This is a genomic window from Ruminococcus sp. Marseille-P6503 (assembly GCF_900604945.1).
In the GTDB taxonomy this organism is placed as follows: Bacteria; Bacillota; Clostridia; order Oscillospirales; family Ruminococcaceae; genus FB2012.
The window spans coordinates 680313-698637 of the sequence record NZ_UWPB01000002.1; the positions used below are offsets into that span (position 1 = coordinate 680313).

The 18325-nt window shown below is 47.6% G+C and carries 12 protein-coding genes, 6 tRNA genes and 3 rRNA genes; 17 read left to right on the top strand and 4 right to left on the bottom strand.

Features of this window, described 5'->3' with window-relative positions:
* The first annotated feature begins 457 nt into the window (after positions 1–457).
* The 6 genes from sfsA to EIH25_RS09270 all read left to right on the top strand — a co-directional run bounded on the left by sfsA (position 458) and on the right by EIH25_RS09270 (position 4419).
* Positions 458–1132 (top strand): DNA/RNA nuclease SfsA, encoded by a 675-nt coding sequence (gene sfsA, locus EIH25_RS09245; protein ID WP_124100785.1) that lies wholly within the window; start codon positions 458–460, stop codon positions 1130–1132.
* Between the two features lie 176 nt (positions 1133–1308).
* Positions 1309–1800: a hypothetical protein gene (locus EIH25_RS09250; protein WP_124100786.1), complete on the top strand. Its 492-nt coding sequence runs from the start codon at positions 1309–1311 to the stop codon at positions 1798–1800.
* Between the two features lie 10 nt (positions 1801–1810).
* Positions 1811–2266 (top strand): MmcQ/YjbR family DNA-binding protein, encoded by a 456-nt coding sequence (locus tag EIH25_RS09255; protein ID WP_124100787.1) that lies wholly within the window; start codon positions 1811–1813, stop codon positions 2264–2266.
* Positions 2232–2426 (top strand): DUF6472 family protein, encoded by a 195-nt coding sequence (locus EIH25_RS09260; RefSeq protein ID WP_347561942.1) that lies wholly within the window; start codon positions 2232–2234, stop codon positions 2424–2426. The genes EIH25_RS09255 and EIH25_RS09260 overlap by 35 nt, the downstream gene beginning before the upstream one ends.
* 98 nt (positions 2427–2524) lie before the next feature.
* Complete coding sequence (locus EIH25_RS09265; protein ID WP_124100788.1) at positions 2525–3640, top strand: peptidoglycan bridge formation glycyltransferase FemA/FemB family protein; 1116 nt, start codon at positions 2525–2527, stop codon at positions 3638–3640.
* Positions 3641–3909: 269 nt separating this feature from the next.
* A complete protein-coding gene (locus EIH25_RS09270) occupies positions 3910–4419 on the top strand; it encodes a CarD family transcriptional regulator (protein ID WP_124100789.1) in 510 nt (169 codons plus the stop codon).
* Positions 4420–4474: 55 nt separating this feature from the next.
* Here the strand turns inward: EIH25_RS09270 and EIH25_RS09275 are convergent, their stop codons facing one another.
* From EIH25_RS09275 to EIH25_RS09285, 3 genes are all read right to left on the bottom strand, one after another.
* Positions 4475–5713, bottom strand: a complete 1239-nt coding sequence (locus EIH25_RS09275) for an ROK family protein (protein ID WP_124100790.1) — start codon at positions 5711–5713, stop codon at positions 4475–4477.
* Between the two features lie 374 nt (positions 5714–6087).
* Positions 6088–6339: a YdbC family protein gene (locus EIH25_RS09280; RefSeq protein ID WP_124100791.1), complete on the bottom strand. Its 252-nt coding sequence runs from the start codon at positions 6337–6339 to the stop codon at positions 6088–6090.
* 110 nt (positions 6340–6449) lie between these two features.
* Positions 6450–8324 (bottom strand): polysaccharide biosynthesis C-terminal domain-containing protein, encoded by a 1875-nt coding sequence (locus EIH25_RS09285; protein WP_124100792.1) that lies wholly within the window; start codon positions 8322–8324, stop codon positions 6450–6452.
* 299 nt (positions 8325–8623) lie between these two features.
* Here EIH25_RS09285 and EIH25_RS12680 point away from each other — a divergent pair, with 299 nt between their 5' ends.
* The gene (locus EIH25_RS12680; RefSeq protein WP_279254437.1) at positions 8624–8749 is read left to right on the top strand and encodes a hypothetical protein; all 126 of its coding nucleotides are present in this window, start codon (positions 8624–8626) and stop codon (positions 8747–8749) included.
* Positions 8750–8802: 53 nt separating this feature from the next.
* Here the strand turns inward: EIH25_RS12680 and sleB are convergent, their stop codons facing one another.
* Positions 8803–9429, bottom strand: coding sequence for a spore cortex-lytic enzyme (gene sleB / locus EIH25_RS09290; protein ID WP_243113176.1), 627 nt, complete (start codon positions 9427–9429; stop codon positions 8803–8805).
* A 604-nt stretch (positions 9430–10033) separates the two neighbouring features.
* Here sleB and EIH25_RS09295 point away from each other — a divergent pair.
* The 10 genes from EIH25_RS09295 (at position 10034) to EIH25_RS09340 (ending at position 18224) form a co-directional block, all read left to right on the top strand.
* Positions 10034–11546: ribosomal RNA gene (locus EIH25_RS09295) — 16S ribosomal RNA — on the top strand.
* 149 nt (positions 11547–11695) lie between these two features.
* Positions 11696–11771, top strand: a tRNA-Ala gene (locus tag EIH25_RS09300).
* Positions 11772–11847: 76 nt separating this feature from the next.
* Positions 11848–11924 (top strand) — tRNA-Ile (locus tag EIH25_RS09305).
* Positions 11925–12188: 264 nt separating this feature from the next.
* Positions 12189–15024: ribosomal RNA gene (locus tag EIH25_RS09310) — 23S ribosomal RNA — on the top strand.
* A gap of 75 nt (positions 15025–15099) precedes the next feature.
* Positions 15100–15215 (top strand): 5S ribosomal RNA (gene rrf, locus EIH25_RS09315).
* The 16S, 23S and 5S rRNA genes sit together here with 6 tRNA genes alongside, the layout of an rRNA operon.
* 5 nt (positions 15216–15220) lie before the next feature.
* Positions 15221–15296 (top strand) — tRNA-Lys (locus EIH25_RS09320).
* Between the two features lie 3 nt (positions 15297–15299).
* Positions 15300–15374, top strand: a tRNA-Glu gene (locus tag EIH25_RS09325).
* Between the two features lie 91 nt (positions 15375–15465).
* Positions 15466–15542 (top strand) — tRNA-Ile (locus EIH25_RS09330).
* Positions 15543–15551: 9 nt separating this feature from the next.
* A tRNA-Trp gene (locus EIH25_RS09335) sits at positions 15552–15627 on the top strand.
* 173 nt (positions 15628–15800) lie between these two features.
* Positions 15801–18224, top strand: coding sequence for a glycosyl hydrolase family 59 (locus tag EIH25_RS09340; RefSeq protein ID WP_243113138.1), 2424 nt, complete (start codon positions 15801–15803; stop codon positions 18222–18224).
* Positions 18225–18325 lie beyond the last annotated feature (101 nt).

Sequence of the window (18325 nt, forward strand, 5' to 3'; positions counted from 1 at the left end):
AAATTATAATAAAAAAACTCCGCCCCGCAGCCAAAGGCTGACAGAGGCGAAGATAATTCTCCGTGTTACCACTCTGCTTGCGCTCCGCAAAACGGCGCGCCGCTCATTACCCCTATAACGGCGGGACTCCGTGCCGTCCTACGGACAAGGTCTTTCAGCGGCAGGCTCGGGAATGATACTGACCCGTGATTTGACGCAGAACTTACACCTTACATCTGCTCTCTTTGAAAAATCCTTCGGATCACGTTTCCGTCACAGCCTTTAGCATATTGCATATAAGACATTATACACCACGTTTTTGTGAAATGTCAATAGATACTTTGTAAATATTGTACCGGAGTCTTGTTTGTGAGGAACGCCGCTCGGCGCGTACTGCCGGAATATACCTTTTCCGCGGCGTTGTAATATCGGGTATTTTATGCTACAATAAATAAAAAGCATGAAGGGAAGTCATACCTTGAACTACACTGATATAAGGAAGGGCAGATTTATAAGCCGCCCTAACAGATTTATCGCGGAGGTTGAAATAGACGGCGAGAAGGAGATCTGCCATGTGAAAAACACCGGCAGGTGCAAAGAGCTGCTTTTGAAGGGCAGCGCTGTTGTCTGCGAGAAAAGTCCGAATCCGGCGAGAAAGACCAGATATGACCTTGTTGCCGTATATAAGGGGGATCGTCTGATAAATATGGACAGTCAGGCGCCGAACAGGGCTGTGCTTGAGGCGATACCGGCGCTTTTCAGCGGGGTAACGCTTATAAAGCCGGAATATTCCTATAAGTCCTCGCGCATTGATTTTTACATAGAGGCTTCGGGAGAAAAGATACTTCTGGAGGTAAAGGGAGTGACTCTGGAAGAGAACAATACCGCTCTTTTTCCCGACGCGCCCACCGAAAGAGGAGTGAAGCATATAAACGAGCTTATTTCGGCTCTTTCCGAGGGCTACAGAGCCTGTATCCTGTTTCTTGTTCAGATGAGCGGGGCAGACTGCTTCAGACCAAATAGGAAAACCCATCCCGAATTCGCCGAGGCGCTGAAAAAAGCTGAAAGAGAAGGCGTGGAGATATTAGCGTACGATACCGAGGTTACAGAAAGCTCTATGACCGTCGGGCGGAGGATCAGGACGGAGATATAAATAAGCTCCTGCTTTATCCTGCCGCCCTTGCAGCCGGCGCACGCCGGTCATATTGCGGTTCAGCCGGAAAAGGCGTTTAATTTTCAGGCTGATATTGATTTTTGCTGAAAAATATGTTATTATAGTATTGTTTCCGGTTATTATATAATTTTGATTGAATTTAAGGAGAAGCGTTTATGCCGAAGCAGATAAAAAAAGACGTACTTCAAAAGGGAGATAAGAAAAGCCGCGTTGCCGCGGTTGTTTCAATGATATGCGCATTTGCCTTTGCGGCGGCGGTCATAGCGCTTATGCCTTCTCTCGTCAAGGACGAAAGCCCCGTCAAGGCGTCGGTCATAACCGCCGGATTTGCGGTTTTTACCGCAAGCTGCATCGTCCACGCGGCGCTGGCCTTTCTCTGCTATAAGCGGGAGGGGAATTTTACCGTGCTGTTTCAGGGCGTTGTTTCGCTGCTGAGTGCGCTTTTGTGTCTTATAAATTTCAGATTTATGGCGGTCCTGCTGCTGTCGGGGCTGAAAATGGATTCCGCGGCGCGGAAGCTGGTGGGAGATCAGACGATGACTGAGTTTGTCGGCTCTCAGACCTCCGGATGGGTGTGCATGGTTGTTTCCGCCGCGGCAATGATAATACTGGGCATACTCGGCATAATACGGCTGGCAAAAAGATGACGGAGGGATTATGACTAAGGCAGAGCTTACAGAATACTGCGGTTCGCTGGCGGGAGCGGCAACGGATATGCCGTTTGAAGGGGATTTTGAAACGGTCGTTGCCAGACATCAAAAAAGCCGGAAATGGTTTGCCGTTATAATGAAGCCGGGTAAGGAATACTTTGTAAACCTGAAATGCGAGCCCATGGAGGCTGATATGCTCAGGAGGGCGTACAAGGGGGTCGTTCCGGCTTACCATATGAACAAGACTCACTGGAATTCGGTTTATCTTGAAAGCGACGTTTCGGAGGCTGAGCTAAAGAATATGGTATACCGAAGCTACCTGCTTACCGGCGGGGGAATAAAAACAAAAGCGAAGGGCTGCCCCGGCGGGACTGTAAGCGCCGGAGCGGTTTGTGCGGCTGCTAGCGAAAGCGCGGCGGAGGAGAGGAATGATTGTTATGGGCGCGTCGGGCTCATGCTGTGAAACCTGCGCAAATTACGGCTATGACGACGAATACGGCTGTTATGTATGCGATATCGACCTTGATGAGGACGAAATGCAGAAGTTTTTAAGCTGTTCTGATTTTAACTGTCCTTATTACCGCAGCGGCGACGAATACGCAGTTGTAAAAAAGCAGAATTAAGCCGGTAAAGCTGAAAAATAAAGCTATTGATTTTTGAAGCCTGAGGCTATAGAATAAAAGTCTGAGGATTATTACATTATGAGAGGATCTGCAAAAGCATGGAAATAATAAATAAGAACGACAAGGCCTTGCTTGAGGAATATGAGGATTTTGCCAAAAACAGCAGGTACGGAAATTTTATGCAGTCGCTGCGCTGGCCCAAGGTAAAGGACACATGGGGCTGGGACGCTGTGATTTCAAGGGACGGGGACGGAAAAATTCAGGGAACCTGTCTGGTCATAATCAAGAAGATACCTATTTTCGGCTGTACGTTTCTTTACGCTCCTCACGGTCCTGTGTGCGATTGGAGCAATAAGGAGATCATGCAGGATCTTTTTGAGGGGATAAAGGTTCTTGCAAAGAAGTATAAGAGCTATCAGTTTATGTGGGATCCCTGCTTTGAGGAGCAGGACAGGGAGCTTTCGGAAATGATAGTAAGCATGGGCTTTACTCACATTTACGACGCTCCCGAGCTTTCCACCATTCAGGCGAGAAACAACTATATGCTGAGAAATATTGAAGGCAGAACTCCAGACGAGGTTATGGCTACCTTCAAATCGGACTGGAGAAACAGGATAAGAAAGGCTTCGAGAAAGGGAGTCGTATGCAGAGCGTGCGGTAAGGAAGCTCTCGACGATTTTTATCCTATGATGCAGGCGACGGGCATACGCGACGGCTTTTCGATACGCTCTAAGGAGTATTTTGCAAAAATGCTTGACGGACTGGGCGAGGAGCACTGCCGGCTGTTTATGTGCTATCTGAAGGACGAGGAAAGCGGCAAGGAGATTCCCGTTTCCGGAGCGGTAACTACTCAGTATGCCGGAAAGACCTGCTATGTTTACGGCGCGTCCTCCAATCAGCACAGAAATACCTATCCCAACTATCTTATGCAGTGGACGATGATAAACTGGGCGATTGAGAACAATAATTTCATATATGATTTTCAGGGAATACCTTTTTATAAGGACGAAACCCATCCCAACTACGGCGTATACAAGTTCAAAAAGGGCTTTAACGGAGAGGTCGTGACCTATGCGGGAGAATTTTTCTACGTATTTATGCCTTTAAGAAAAAAACTGGTGGATCTGTGCGAGAGGATAGTTATGAAAATGCACGCCAGAAAAACCAAAAAGCTTATCGAGAACAGAAACAAGGAATTCAATACTGAAAAGTAGTTTCAGATGAAATCCCGCGGACAAAGTCAGACGGCTTTTGTCTGCGGGATTTGTTTTTTTGTGAGGCGTATACGGCTCAAAGCGAATTTCATGGTAAATATGTGCATTCAGCAAGTCTGCGTTTTGTGCAAAAAGCCTATTACAAAAAATATTAAAATATGTTACAATATAAATATGGAATTAATATGCCGCGCGGCGGAGCGTACAGATAAAATGTCCGGCCGCAGGCGCGGACAGGCATTGCTTAAGCAGGAAAGGACGAGGCTGAAATGGAGCTTTTACCGAATGAATATGTAATGTATCATGCGGCGGGATTATGCCGGTTCAAGGAAATAGTCAGGCGCTGCTTTGACGGAAAGACTCAGCGGGATTATATCGTGCTGGAGCCGGAGGATTCAGACAAATCAATATATTACGTTCCGTGCGATACGGCGGATAAAAGACTTCGGAGGCTTATGACGAAAGAGGAGATTTATGCCCTTATAGATTCGATTCCGGATATTGCGCCGTGTGAATGCGGAGACAGAAACGAAAACAAGCTTATTTTCAGCTCTGTTCTGAAAAGCGACGACTGCGAAAAAATCATTTCTCTTATAAAATCACTGTATCTGAAACGGGAGGACAGACTGAGCAGGGGAGGTCATCTTACAGCCGCGGAGGAAAACGCTATGAAAGCCGCCGAGCACACGGTTTATCAGGAATTTGCGGCAGTGCTTGATATAGCTCCCGAAAGCGTAAAGGATTTTATAGCCGAGAGAATAGAAGGCAGACGGAAATAATTAAAGAAGGCTTCCGCAGTTTATGCATTGCGGAAGCCTTTTATTAAAGTAATTGTTATTTGTCAAAGCCGCCCTTGTTAAAGAAAAGCTCTCTTATAGCCAACGCGCAGCCGGCAAGGAAACGGTGCTTGTCCTCGATGATCGAAGGCTCTATCTTGCTGGATACGACGGTTCCTCCTATCGAGGCGACATACTCTTTCAGCTTGGCGAAAAAGTCAGCTTCGCTGGGGCCGAATTTGAAGTGGTGCAGCACCAGCTTCTGAGGATTTGTCGAAAAATACAGGTTGTTCAGCAGAACAGCCGTAAGCTTCAAAGAATTGTCGATAATCTCCACGACCGGCTTTTCGCCCTTCTCATAAGCCGCGTAAACCATATCCGCGGTTATTGCCTGCGGGTTTCCTTTTGCCGCCTGATAAAGGAAGGGAGTGTTTTCGCTGGAAAAGATAAGATTCAGCTTACGGAGATTTGCCTTTGGAGTCAGTTCGTTTTCAGCGCATCCTCGTCTGCCGCAGCTGCATTTTTCCGCGGAAGTCGGATTTATTATCATCTTATCGACAAAATTTGTACGGTTGTCGTAGGAAATTATGGGATCGTTCAGGTTTGTAACTACAAAGTTCATATTGTTTCCGTACTGGAGGAAGGCTATATTCTGGCGGTTAGGGTCTTTGGTTTTCTGAAAATCTATATTAGCCATAGCGGTTCCCTTAACGGAATTGTCAAACACCAGAGGAAGCTCGGTATAGGACGATACCAGCGCTCTTACTTTGGAATAATCAGGAACGCCGTCCTTGACGTCGATGTCCAGACGCGTGAACATGGTCGGGTAAATTCCGAAGCCTATTCCGAGGATCGAGTTTTTGTCAAGACAGTTATCCCCCAGCACCTCTCTTATCGAGCGTTCGATATAATCGTAAATGGTCTGGCGCTCTGTCAAGGGGTTTATAGTCATATTGCGCTTGTCAAGCACCGCACCTGCCAGAGTGGAAAGTCCGACGCTTACGATATCCTCTTCAACGGTTACTCCGAGAGCGAATTTATAGTGATGATTGATATCAATAAGTATTTTTTTTCTTCCCCTCGGAGCCTTTTCCGTAATGTGCTTATATTCGCCGATCTCCTGTATAATTCCCTGCTCGATCATTTCGTTTGTAATGATCGTAACCGCGGCTCTGGTAAGCTCCAAGGTTCCTGCAATGTCGATCCTTGAAGTAGGACCTCTCTGCTTGAGGATTTTCAGAACCTGCATTCGGTTTCTTCTTTTTAAATCCAGCTTGCTTATTCCGTGCTGCTCCATTAGGTGATACTCCTCCGTTTATATGGATTTGAGAAACGTCGATCTCACAATATTATTCTTGTAAATTATAACAGACTATATTGAACGAAGTATTAACATTCAATTATCAATTAACATTTTAAAGAATCTTTACAAACGGTTAATATAACCTAGCGCCAATGTCCTCCGCCTTCTTTAGAATGCGTTCGCCTCTTTTAGGCGGCGGGTTCCGTTCAGGGTTTCAGCAGGGAAATTAATCCCCTGCTGAAAGACTGAGGAGCCAGAAGCTCTTCGCTGTCAAAAGACGGCGTTTGGTGCGGTTGCTTCGTCGCAGCCGATGAAAAGCCAAGCTTACAGCGGGCTTTACTCCGAATTAAAGAATAAATCGGCGCTATTCAGAGGATATCGTCCTCGTTTATATCGTCCTCTATCTCCTCGCCGTTAAGGATAGCTTTCAGAGTAGCTATGTCCTCCTCGGTAAGCGTGATACCCTTTCCCATTCTTGTGTGGTCGGGGCTCCATTCCCTGAGGTCGTATTTCGGCTCTCTGTCGTTCCAGCTGACCATATTGAACTCCTTGGTCCAGCCCCTTGCGTTTTCGGAAAGTATTCCCAGATGTTTTGTGATTTCAAATTTCAGTTCTGCCATTTTTATTTCCTCCGTATAGTTTTTGATGGCGCGCAGTCCCTTGCTTAAAATTCGGCAGGGACTTTATACCGCATTTATATCAACAGCATGGCTGTTTGACGCGTTAGGCGTTATTTAAACATTATTTTTTCCAGCGCGTGATAAAGCTGTTTTCTGAAAATAACGATTGCCGCGAGAAGCTCTATCATAAGACAGAAAACGGCAAGATAGATTCCTCCGATTATAAACAGAAGAATATCTGCGGCAGCGGTGCAGACGATAAGCTCGGTATTTCTGCGGTATATTACAAGCGGAACAAGCAGGCACAGCGAAGCGGCCGCTACTGCCGTTTCAATGCCGAAGATTCCCCAGCTTGTCAGAAATACAAGCGATATTCCCGCGTAAACCGCTGATTTTCTGTTTATCAGCAGCCCGGCGATTACCGCGGCGGCGGCAATAGGATATAAGATAATGCCGTTTGTCAGATATACAATCGCTGCGAAAACGCATAAAGCAATACATAAGACGGTTATACGCTTCGCGCCGAGGCGATGGAGCTTTTTCGCTATTCCTGCCGGCAGCAGTCTTTCGGCGGCTTTCCATAAGGTTCGGAAGTTAAGGAGAAAAACGATCAGGAAAAGGATCGGAAGCGCTATCAGCGAAAGGGTCTTGTAGCCGTAAATAAACTGGAACACGTTGATCAGAACCATTGCTATCAGCAGAATATTATTAACAATGATCTTTCCGATGTGAAGATCAAACGGCACAAGCTTTCTGGAATCGTATGCTCTTATAATAAAAACTGTAACGTAGCTGGCGACGGTTGAGATAGCCGGTCCGTAAAGGCCTATTCTCGGGATAAGCACAATATTCAGGGCGACGTTTATTATTCCGGAAAAAAGGCTTGTAACAAGCGAACGCTTAGTTTGCTTTGAAGCCAGATAAATAGACCCCATAAAGGTGGTAAAGCATGAAAATACCGAGGAATAAATAAGTATCGGAGAATATTTCACCGAATCCTGAAACGCGTCGCCTAGCCATATGCCGGTAAGCGGCTGAACTATAAGCAGACAGCCTGCCGCCATTATATAGAGCAGGCACTGGTTGAGCTTAAACACATTGTCGTAAAATTCGTTGCGGTCGTCGGAGTCGTTTTCCATGATGGCGGACATATTCCACGCTTGTCCGAACATCAGGTAAACCGTAGCTACAAGATTGGGTATTTTGTAGGAAGCGGAAAGTATGCCGTTTGCCTCGGAGCCGAGATAATGCGTGGTCATAAACGAATCGGAGCTGTTGGTTATAAGCCAAAGCAGCTGGGCGGGAATGAGCGGGACGGAATATCTCAGCATGGTATGAAGAAGCTCGCGGTCCGGCTTTTTAAAGTCAATATAACGCCAGAGCTTCGCCGCAAAGGTCAGAAAAATAATAGATATAAAGTCGGATACTATAATGGACAGCAGATAACCCGTATTACCCATTTTAAATCCGCATATAAAGAGAATCGTGCCGAAAAGAGTAAAGAGGGTCGTCAGTATTCCGTTGACGGCAAAAAGCTTGACCTTTTCAATTGAACGGACAAAGGTGGAGTAGACAAGCTTCAGGCTGGACATGAATATGTAGACGTAGAGCAGAAAGGAATATCCGCTGAGGTATTTGTCGGCTATTCCGGAAACGGTTACTATCGGAAGAATAACCGCCAGAACAGCCAGACCGAAGAGGCAGACGATATTTCCCAGCGTAAAGACCTTTTTCTTATCATAGGCTTTATCAAGCCCGAAGCGTATTACCGCTTCGCTTATAGTCATTGTTACGATAGGCTGAAGCCAGTTCGCTATCTGGGTGATAACGTCGTTGACGCCCATTTCCTGCGGAGACAGGTAGGTGGTATAGACCTTTACCAGCAGAAGCACCAGTATCTTGGAACTGAAAGAGCCTATCGCGAATATAATAGTATTTGAAAAGAGCTTTTTATAGCTGCTCTGTTTTGGTGTGGCTTCGGACATAGCAATATTACCTCATAATATGTAAATGTTTGCGGATACCTAAAAGCAAACGCAAAGCGATCCGTTTTAACGACATGAAGATATAAGTAAAAATTTCTGGTCGGAAATTATTATAGCATACATTTCTTATTTTTGCAAATCAAAATTTTTGAAACAGCCTTCAGCTTTTTTGGACGTATGTCAAAAAATTTTCTTAACTACTTGAATTTACTGATAAAATGATGTATACTATATATAAAGCGCCGCACAGGTTTTGGGCGGTATTAGCTTTAAGCAAACGATCAGCCGGAGGTTATTATATGAGCAAGGGTGTTAAATTTTTTATCGCCGCCATTTCAGTTATAGGAGCAGCCGCGGCCGCAAAACTGCTGTATGAGATTTTTTCAACGCGTATACGCAAGTATTATCTTGTGGACAGCGAATGAACATAAACGCGGTTATTATGTATGCGGCAGGGCTTTGGCTCTGCCGGTTTTTGTTAATTGCAGAAGCGGTGACTTCCGATGACCGTTACGGTAGGTCTTGAATGCATGAACGCGTTGGAGGTTTTGGCCGGGTTATAATAGTAGATACAGCCGCCGGTCGGATCCCATCCGTTGAGGGCGTCTCTTGCCGCTTTATACGCCGAATCCGCAACAGGCTCGTTGAACTGTCCGTCTACTATAGCGGTGAAGGCGCCGTTCTGGTAAATGACTCCGGCAAGGGTGTCGGGAAAAGAGGGGTGTTCGATCCTGTTGAGGATAACCGCTCCTACGGCTACCTGTCCGGTATAAGGCTCGCCTCTGGCTTCGGCGGAGATGATTCTTGCGAGAAGATTGATATTTGCCTCGGTTGCGCTGGGAATGGAGCCGATAGAGATACCTAGCGCCTTGAGAGTTGCCGGTCCGGCTACTCCGGTTTGCTTAATGCCCTGCTGCTTCTGGAATCTGAGTACGGCTTTCCGAGTTTCTTCTCCGTAATAGCCGGTCACTCCCACGTTGAACAGTCCGCGTTCCTTCAGCTTTTCCTGAATAGCGGTAACTTCCTTTCCGCTGGAGCCTACCTGTGACAGCGCCGGCTGCTCATTATTAATAAAAACAAGTCCGCAGACTGCAAGCAAGGTCAAAACGGTTAAGCTTATAACGGCAGTCCTGAGAAAATTATAAATTCCTGTTGTTTTGTTCAATTTGAAGCCTCCTTGTTTATAGATAGTAGTATTTTGCGCTGCATAGTCAGTTTTATACATACTTTTGCTTGTAAAACGTAAAAATACAGAAAGTATTTGTATCGTTATGTACAAATTCAATAGTATAAGACGTATGTTTTGGCTTTTTGTTGAGCAAGAGTGACAAACCTGAAAAAATCGCAAAAAAGGTGTTGACAATAATGCCGGGTTGTGATAAAATGAATAAGTCGCCGAAAGCGGCAGGAAGCAAACGGAGCGATGAATTAATATAAAGTTCACAGTTTTTCGCTTGACAACCTGCGCCGGAAGTGATATAATAAACGAGCTGTCCCGAAAGCGAGAGCTAAGGGGGGATAGCGGTAAGGCATCTTGAAAATTGAATAACAACGAAGACGAAGAAGAAACCCTTGGAGATTCCAGAAGAGAGAGAAAGTACTTGGAAGGAATTAAGAAGTCAAGTAGAAGACGAAAAAAACTACGACAGTCAGTGAGGAACTGAAACAGGAAGAGATATTAGATACAGGGATGTATATAATATACAACTTAAATTAAGAGTTTGATCCTGGCTCAGGACGAACGCTGGCGGCACGCTTAACACATGCAAGTCGAACGGGCGGAGGAAGAGCTTGCTTTTCCGAAGCTAGTGGCGGACGGGTGAGTAACACGTGAGCAATCTGCCTTTCAGAGGGGGATACCTGTTGGAAACGACAGTTAATACCGCATAACATAGTCATACCGCATGGTAAGGCTATCAAAGATTTATCGCTGAAAGATGAGCTCGCGTCTGATTAGCTAGTTGGTGAGGTAAGGGCTCACCAAGGCGACGATCAGTAGCCGGACTGAGAGGTTGGACGGCCACATTGGGACTGAGACACGGCCCAGACTCCTACGGGAGGCAGCAGTGGGGAATATTGCACAATGGGCGAAAGCCTGATGCAGCGATGCCGCGTGAGGGAAGAAGGTTTTAGGATTGTAAACCTCTGTCTTAGGGGACGATAATGACGGTACCCTAGGAGGAAGCTCCGGCTAACTACGTGCCAGCAGCCGCGGTAATACGTAGGGAGCGAGCGTTGTCCGGAATTACTGGGTGTAAAGGGAGTGTAGGCGGGACTGCAAGTCAGATGTGAAAACTATGGGATTAACCCATAGACTGCACTTGAAACTGCGGTTCTTGAGTGAAGTAGAGGTAAGCGGAATTCCTAGTGTAGCGGTGAAATGCGTAGATATTAGGAGGAACATCAGTGGCGAAGGCGGCTTACTGGGCTTTAACTGACGCTGAGGCTCGAAAGCGTGGGGAGCAAACAGGATTAGATACCCTGGTAGTCCACGCCGTAAACGATGATTACTAGGTGTGGGGGGACTGACCCCTTCCGTGCCGCAGTTAACACAATAAGTAATCCACCTGGGGAGTACGGCCGCAAGGCTGAAACTCAAAGGAATTGACGGGGGCCCGCACAAGCAGTGGAGTATGTGGATTAATTCGACGCAACGCGAAGAACCTTACCAGGTCTTGACATCGTACGCATAGCTCAGAGATGAGTGAAATCCCTTCGGGGACGTACAGACAGGTGGTGCATGGTTGTCGTCAGCTCGTGTCGTGAGATGTTGGGTTAAGTCCCGCAACGAGCGCAACCCTTACTGTTAGTTGCTACGCAAGAGCACTCTAGCAGGACTGCCGTTGACAAAACGGAGGAAGGTGGGGATGACGTCAAATCATCATGCCCCTTATGACCTGGGCCTCACACGTACTACAATGGCTATGAACAAAGTGAAGCAAAGCCGCGAGGCGGAGCAAAACACAAAAAATAGTCTTAGTTCGGATTGCAGGCTGCAACCCGCCTGCATGAAGTCGGAATTGCTAGTAATCGCGGATCAGCATGCCGCGGTGAATACGTTCCCGGGCCTTGTACACACCGCCCGTCAAACCATGGGAGTCGGTAACACCCGAAGCCAGTAGTCTAACCGCAAGGGGGACGCTGTCGAAGGTGGGATTGATGACTGGGGTTAAGTCGTAACAAGGTAGCCGTATCGGAAGGTGCGGCTGGATCACCTCCTTTCTAAGGAGTAAGGCTGAATAAAAAGCAGCAGACTCCGGTCAGACAAGGGAAGAAACAGAAGCAGAGTTGTTATTCAATTTTGAAGATGTCTGAAAAGGCATCTTAAAAAAGGAATAGAGCATAAGAACGGAACCTAAGCCCTTGGATCTGGGGGTGTAGCTCAGCTGGGAGAGCACCTGCCTTGCACGCAGGGGGTCAGGAGTTCGATCCTCCTCATCTCCACCAACAAGAGTTTAGGAGGAAGAACAACCGTAGCACACATGATGAAGCGTAGTCTTCACCGGAACTGAAAGGAAGTTTCGGGCGCATAGCTCAGGTGGTTAGAGCGCACGCCTGATAAGCGTGAGGTCGGTGGTTCGAGTCCACTTGTGCCCACCAGTTAATTGGAGAACAATTAACGAACAAAGAAAAATACCGGTTTCGCGAAAGCGAAATTGATGAAATAATTCATCAAAGGGATTTTTCAAGCTCTTGCTGCGCAAGAGCTTTGGCAGCTTGAAAATTGAATAATGAAGAAAAGTAATGCAAATGAGGAAAAACGACAAATTAATCGAAAGAGATTAAGAGTCGGGTAAATCAAGAGAGATCTTGAGAAACCTACAATTAGCGAAAAGCAAGAAGAGGAAAAGACATAATTCAAATGGTTAAGCTAATAAGAGCGTAGGGAGAATGCCTTGGCATCAGGAGCCGACGAAGGACGCGGTAAGCTGCGATAAGCTGCGGGGAATAGCAAGCATATAACGATCCGCAGATTTCCGAATGGAGCAATCCGTATGAGAGAAGCTCATACATCATATACTGAATAAAATAGGTATATGAGGGGAACCGCCCGAACTGAAACATCTAAGTAGGGCGAGGAAGAGAAATCAACCGAGATTCTGTGAGTAGTGGCGAGCGAAAGCGGAAGAGGCCAAACCGTGTGTAGCAATACATACGGGGTTTAGGACAGCGTTTAGCATTGATGAGTTTTAGCTGAAATGTATGGGAAGACATACCGAAGAATGTGAGAGTCATGTAAGCGAAAAGACGAGTCAGCGAGCTGGATCCAGAGTACCGCGGGACACGAGGAATCCCGTGGGAAGACGGGGGGACCACCCTCCAAGCCTAAATACTACCTGATGACCGATAGCGAAAAGTACTGTGAAGGAACGGTGAAAAGAACCCCGGGAGGGGAGTGAAAGAGAACCTGAAACCCTATGCTTACAAGCACCGAGAGCACGTCAAGGTGTGATCGGGTACCTTTTGTAGAATGGTCCGGCGAGTTATTGTATGCGGCAAGGTTAAGCGCTTAAGGCGCGGAGCCGAAGCGAGAGCGAGTCTTAACAGGGCGAAAAAGTCGTATGCAATAGACCCGAAACCGAGTGACCTATCCATGTCCAGGTTGAAGTGGAGGTAAAACTCCATGGAGGACCGAACCCACGTCCGTTGAAAAGGCCGGGGATGAGGTGTGGATAGCGGAGAAATTCCAATCGAACTCGGATATAGCTGGTTCTCTCCGAAATAGCTTTAGGGCTAGCCTCGTGACAGATTACCGGAGGTAAAGCACTGAATGGGCTAGGGGTCGAAAGATTACCGAACCCTATCAAACTAAGAATGCCGGATAATCGGTTCACGGGAGTCAGACAGCGTGAGATAAGTTTCGTTGTCGAAAGGGAAACAGCCCAGACCCACAGCTAAGGTCCCCAAATACGTTTAAGTGGAAAAGGATGTGGAGTTGCATAAACAACCAGGATGTTGGCTTAGAAGCAGCCATACATTAAAAGAGTGCGTAATAGCTCACTGGTCGAGTGACTCTGCGCCGAAAATTCAACGGGGCTAAAACGTATACCGAAGCTTGGGATGATAACTAAGGTTATCGTGGTAGGAGAGCGTCGAATAAGGGGCGAAGTCAGAGCGGAAGCGCTGGTGGACTTTATTCGAGTGAGAATGCCGGAATGAGTAGCGAGAATTATGTGAGAATCATAATGGCCGAAAATCTAAGGATTCCTGAGGAAGGTTCGTCCGCTCAGGGTAAGCCGGGAGCTAAGGTGAGGCGGAAACGCGTAGCCGATGCACATACGGTTGAGATTCCGTAGCCGCAGAAATACTTAAATGCAGGGACGCTTTGAAAGTTGTGAAGCCGGGCGATGGTTGACCCGGTCGAAAGGGACCGAAAAATAGTAGGGAAGTCACAATGGACGGAGACAAGAAAAGCTGCATGAATGTATAATGCGCCCGTACCGCAAACCGACACAGGTAGATAGGAAGAGGATTCTAAGGCCAACGGGAGAAGGGTTGTTAAGGAACTCGGCAAGTTGACCCCGTAACTTAGGGAAAAGGGGTGCTTGAGCAATCAAGCCGCAGAGAATAGGCCCAGGCGACTGTTTATCAAAAACACAGGTCTCTGCTAAATCGAAAGATGACGTATAGGGGCTGACACCTGCCCGGTGCCGGAAGGTTAAGAGGAGATGTGAGAGCATTGAATTGAAGCCCCGGTAAACGGCGGCCGTAACTATAACGGTCCTAAGGTAGCGAAATTCCTTGTCAGGTAAGTTCTGACCCGCACGAATGGTGTAACGATCTGGGCACTGTCTCAACAACCCGCCCGGCGAAATTGTAGTACCGGTGAAGATGCCGGTTACCCGCGACTAGACGGAAAGACCCCATGGAGCTTTACTGTAGCCTAATATTGGATTTCGGTATTTCATGTACAGGATAGGTGGGAGACTAGGAAGCATCGGCGTCAGCTGATGTGGAGTCAGCCTTGGGATACCACTCTTGGAGTGCTGGAGTTCTAACCTGCGGCTTTGAAACAAGTCGGGGGACATTGTTAGGTGGGCAGTTTGACTGGGGCGGTCGCCTCCTAAAGAGTAACGGAGGCGCTCAAAGGTTCGCTCAGCATGGATGGAAACCATGCAGAAGAGTGTAAACGCAGAAGCGAGCCTAACTGCGAGAATGACGGTTCGAGCAGTAACGAAAGTTGGAGTTAGTGATCCGGCGGTATGTGAGTGGAAATGCCGTCGCTCAACGGATAAAAGCTACCCTGGGGATAACAGGCTGATCTCCCCCAAGAGTCCACATCGACGGGGAGGTTTGGCACCTCGATGTCGGCTCATCGCATCCTGGGGCTGTATTCGGTCCCAAGGGTTTGGCTGTTCGCCAATTAAAGCGGTACGCGAGCTGGGTTCAGAACGTCGTGAGACAGTTCGGTCCCTATCTGTCGTGGGCGCAGGATATTTGCAAGGAGCTGTCCCTAGTACGAGAGGACCGGGATGGACGCACCTCTGGTGCACCAGTTGTCACGCCAGTGGCACGGCTGGGCAGCTATGTGCGGAACGGATAAACGCTGAAGGCATCTAAGCGTGAAGCCGCCCTTAAGATAAGATATCCCATCCGAAAGGAGTAAGACCCCTTGAAGACTACAAGGTTGATAGGCTCAAAGTGTAAGTGCGGTGACGTATTAAGCTAGCGAGTACTAATAGGTCGAGGGCTTAACCTTTATTATGTCAATCCCTCCCCTCTGACGCCTTACTTTATCCATTATTCAATTTTGAAGCTGTCATGCTTCACTATAGCCGGTGATGATTGAGATGAGGTCCCACCTGTTCCCTTGCCGAACACAGAAGTTAAGCTCATCTTCGCCAACGATACTTGGCTGGGTACGGCCCGGTAAAATAGGTCTCGCCGGCTTATATGCACCATTAGCTCAGATGGTAGAGCAACTGACTCTTAATCAGTGGGTCCTGGGTTCGAGTCCCCGATGGTGCACCATTTGGCCCGTTGGTCAAGCGGTTAAGACTCCGGCCTCTCACGCCGGCAACGGGAGTTCGATTCTCCCACGGGTCACCATTTGGCGCTTTTTGCCTTGACCTTTTGGGCATCAAGCTTAAAATTTAGGAGGTCAAGCAAATGCTCTTTGCTTGATTCTTTTTGTATTAGTGGGCCATTAGCTCAGTTGGTTAGAGCAACCGGCTCATAACCGGTCGGTCCTGGGTTCGAGTCCCCGATGGCCCACCACTAATTTATAGGGGTATAGCTCAGCTGGTAGAGCAGCGGTCTCCAAAACCGCGTGCCGAGGGTTCGATCCCTTCTGCCCCTGCCACAGTAAACGCCGTAGATACGTTGTCTGCGGCGTTTTTGTGATTTAGGAGAAAAGCGGTAATTTTCATGCTTGTGCACCTTTTGCGAGCTATAAAAAGAGTATTGGATTTTATGCTGCCAGAAGGCTTCGGGCTGTAAACAACTTGAAAATGCTGATTTGCGGAGGAAAAAGAAATGAACTGCCGGACAAATATTGTTATAGACGGAGAAAATATGAATACTTCTGAAACCATGCGTTTTCGGGGCGCAGGAATGGTTTCGGGAAACAATTCCTCAAGGCTGCTGCTTGATTATAAGGCGGAAAAGCCCGACGCGTATTGGGAGCTTTTAGAGTATATTTTCGGCGAAAAGGGAGTCGGAATCACGCATCTTAAGCTTGAAATGGGTTCCGATATCAACTCCTCATCGGGAACCGAGCCTGCCGTAAAAAGAACTGAGGACGAGCCTGCGGACGTTACAAGAGGAGCAGGTTATCAGCTTGCGGCAGACGCAAAAAAAATAAATCCGGATCTAACTCTCGATATGCTTTGGTGGAGCGAGCCGTTGTGGGTTTCACAATCCGAGGACGTTTATGCCACACGGTATAAATGGTATAAGGAGACCCTTGATACCGCGTATAAAGTCTACGGAATCAAATTTGATTATGTAAGCACGACCCAGAACGAACGGGACGCCGATCTTGAATGGATAAAATATCTTTCAAGGACGCTGAAAGCCGAAAAGAACTCAGCCTATGATTTTTCGCAGATCAAGATCGTCGCTGGCGACGAGGTATGCACATGGGGAATCGCCGACCGTATGCTTGAGGACGAGGAGCTTTTAAACGCAATTGACGTTGTCGGAAGCCATTACACAAGCCGGTCCACCGCAAACGCGCAGAAGCTTGCTTACGAATACGGAAAGGAGCTTTGGTTTTCGGAGGGCAGCACGTCAATGGGCTATTCTCAGGGTACATACCGTTTCGACGTGGACGGCTCGGGACTTTCAGGCGTAAACGGAGCGCTTGATATTGCCAACAGGATTATTATGATGTACCCAAACGGCAGAATGACAATGTGCCAGTATCAGCCTGTAATCGCCGCTTATTATGACGGCGTAACCTACTGCCAGAAGCAGTTTATCCTTGCAAGCGACCCATGGAGCGGCTATTATATGCTGGACAGCGGATTTTTCATGTCGCTGCATTTTTCACAGTTTATGAAAAAGGGCTGGGCGTTTGTCGACGGCGCCTGCTATGCGGACGGAAAAGACGGCGGCGACGGTCACGCTATTGTCGATTCCGTTTACAGCTACGTTACTGCGGCGGATACCGAAACAGGCGACTACAGTACGGTTATTGCAAACACAACCTCGCAGCCTGTTACCTATAATTTTACCGTATCAAATCTTGCCAAGGCCTCACAGACGGCGGAAGTATGGGAAACGAGAGGCCCGGACGGCGGCAGCTATGATGAAAATTACTTCAGGAAGATCAGTCAAATCACTCCGGAAGCGAAAGGCGGAGTCTGGGTTTACAGCGTTACCGTAAGGCCGAGCTCAATCGTTACTGTTTCCACATTAAGGCTTGAGGAAGCAGACTACCCATGTCCCGATGACAGCAGACGGACGATTCTCCCGCTACCCTATACCGACGATTTTGAATATGCGGATTATGATGAAAATTATCTTTCTTCAAGAGGATACGCGCCCCGGTATACGACCGATCAGGGCGGTGCGTTTGAAGTGCGGAATATAGACGGAAACAATGTTTTAATGCAGATGATCACTCCCGAAACCAAAGCAAAGGAATGGGGCTGGACTCCAGATCCCACAACTAATTTCGGCGACGACCGCTGGTTTGATTACAGCGTGTCCGCCGACGTAGTCTTTGCCCAAAGCGACAGACCCGATGAAAATTACACAGGCGTAGGAGTACGCTATAATTCAGGCTGCGCGGGACTGAGCGGATATTGGCTTCAGCTTTTTCAGAACGGCAAGTATCAGCTTTGGAAGAATAACTCCGTTCTTGAAAGCGGAGCGCTTGACAGCTTTGACCCGTCTGTATGGACCAGGATTAAAGTTGAAGCGGTTTGCAATACCGTTAAGTGCTATATAAACGGGGAAAGGGTTATAGACTATGCCGCCGAAAACGAGTCTGTTCAGAGCGCGGGACGCGCGGCGCTTTTCAGCTCGCTTAACAACAACTGTTTTGACAATATTTCCGTTGAGGAGGCAGACGGCGTGCAGGCTTACATCACACGCTACGATAATACAGACTCCTGCGTTAGCTACAGCGGCGAATGGAATCACACCACGGTAGGCAGCTTCAGAAGCTACAAAAGAACCTCCTCCGCGGGAAAAGAGGGCTGCTCCTTTACTGTTGATTTTGAGGGCGGCGGCTTTGCGGTAACAGGAGATGTAAAGTCGGGTACGGTTATTTCTGTTGCCGTTGACGGCGAGGTTATCGAGTATAGTTACGCTGTTCCGCAAACGGAGTACAGGGAAATATCATATATGCTCAGAGGACTGGAAACGGGTGCGCATAAGGCTGAAATTACCGTAAAAGCCGGCGTCTTTAATCTTGACAGCGTTGAGATCTCAGGCGGCAGTAAAAAATAAGCCGGTAATTGCTGCTGCGTCTTTTTATTCAACGGCTATTGACTTTGCGGTATAGTATGATGTATAATTAAATAAGCATAAAATTTTGGCGAAAGAGGGTG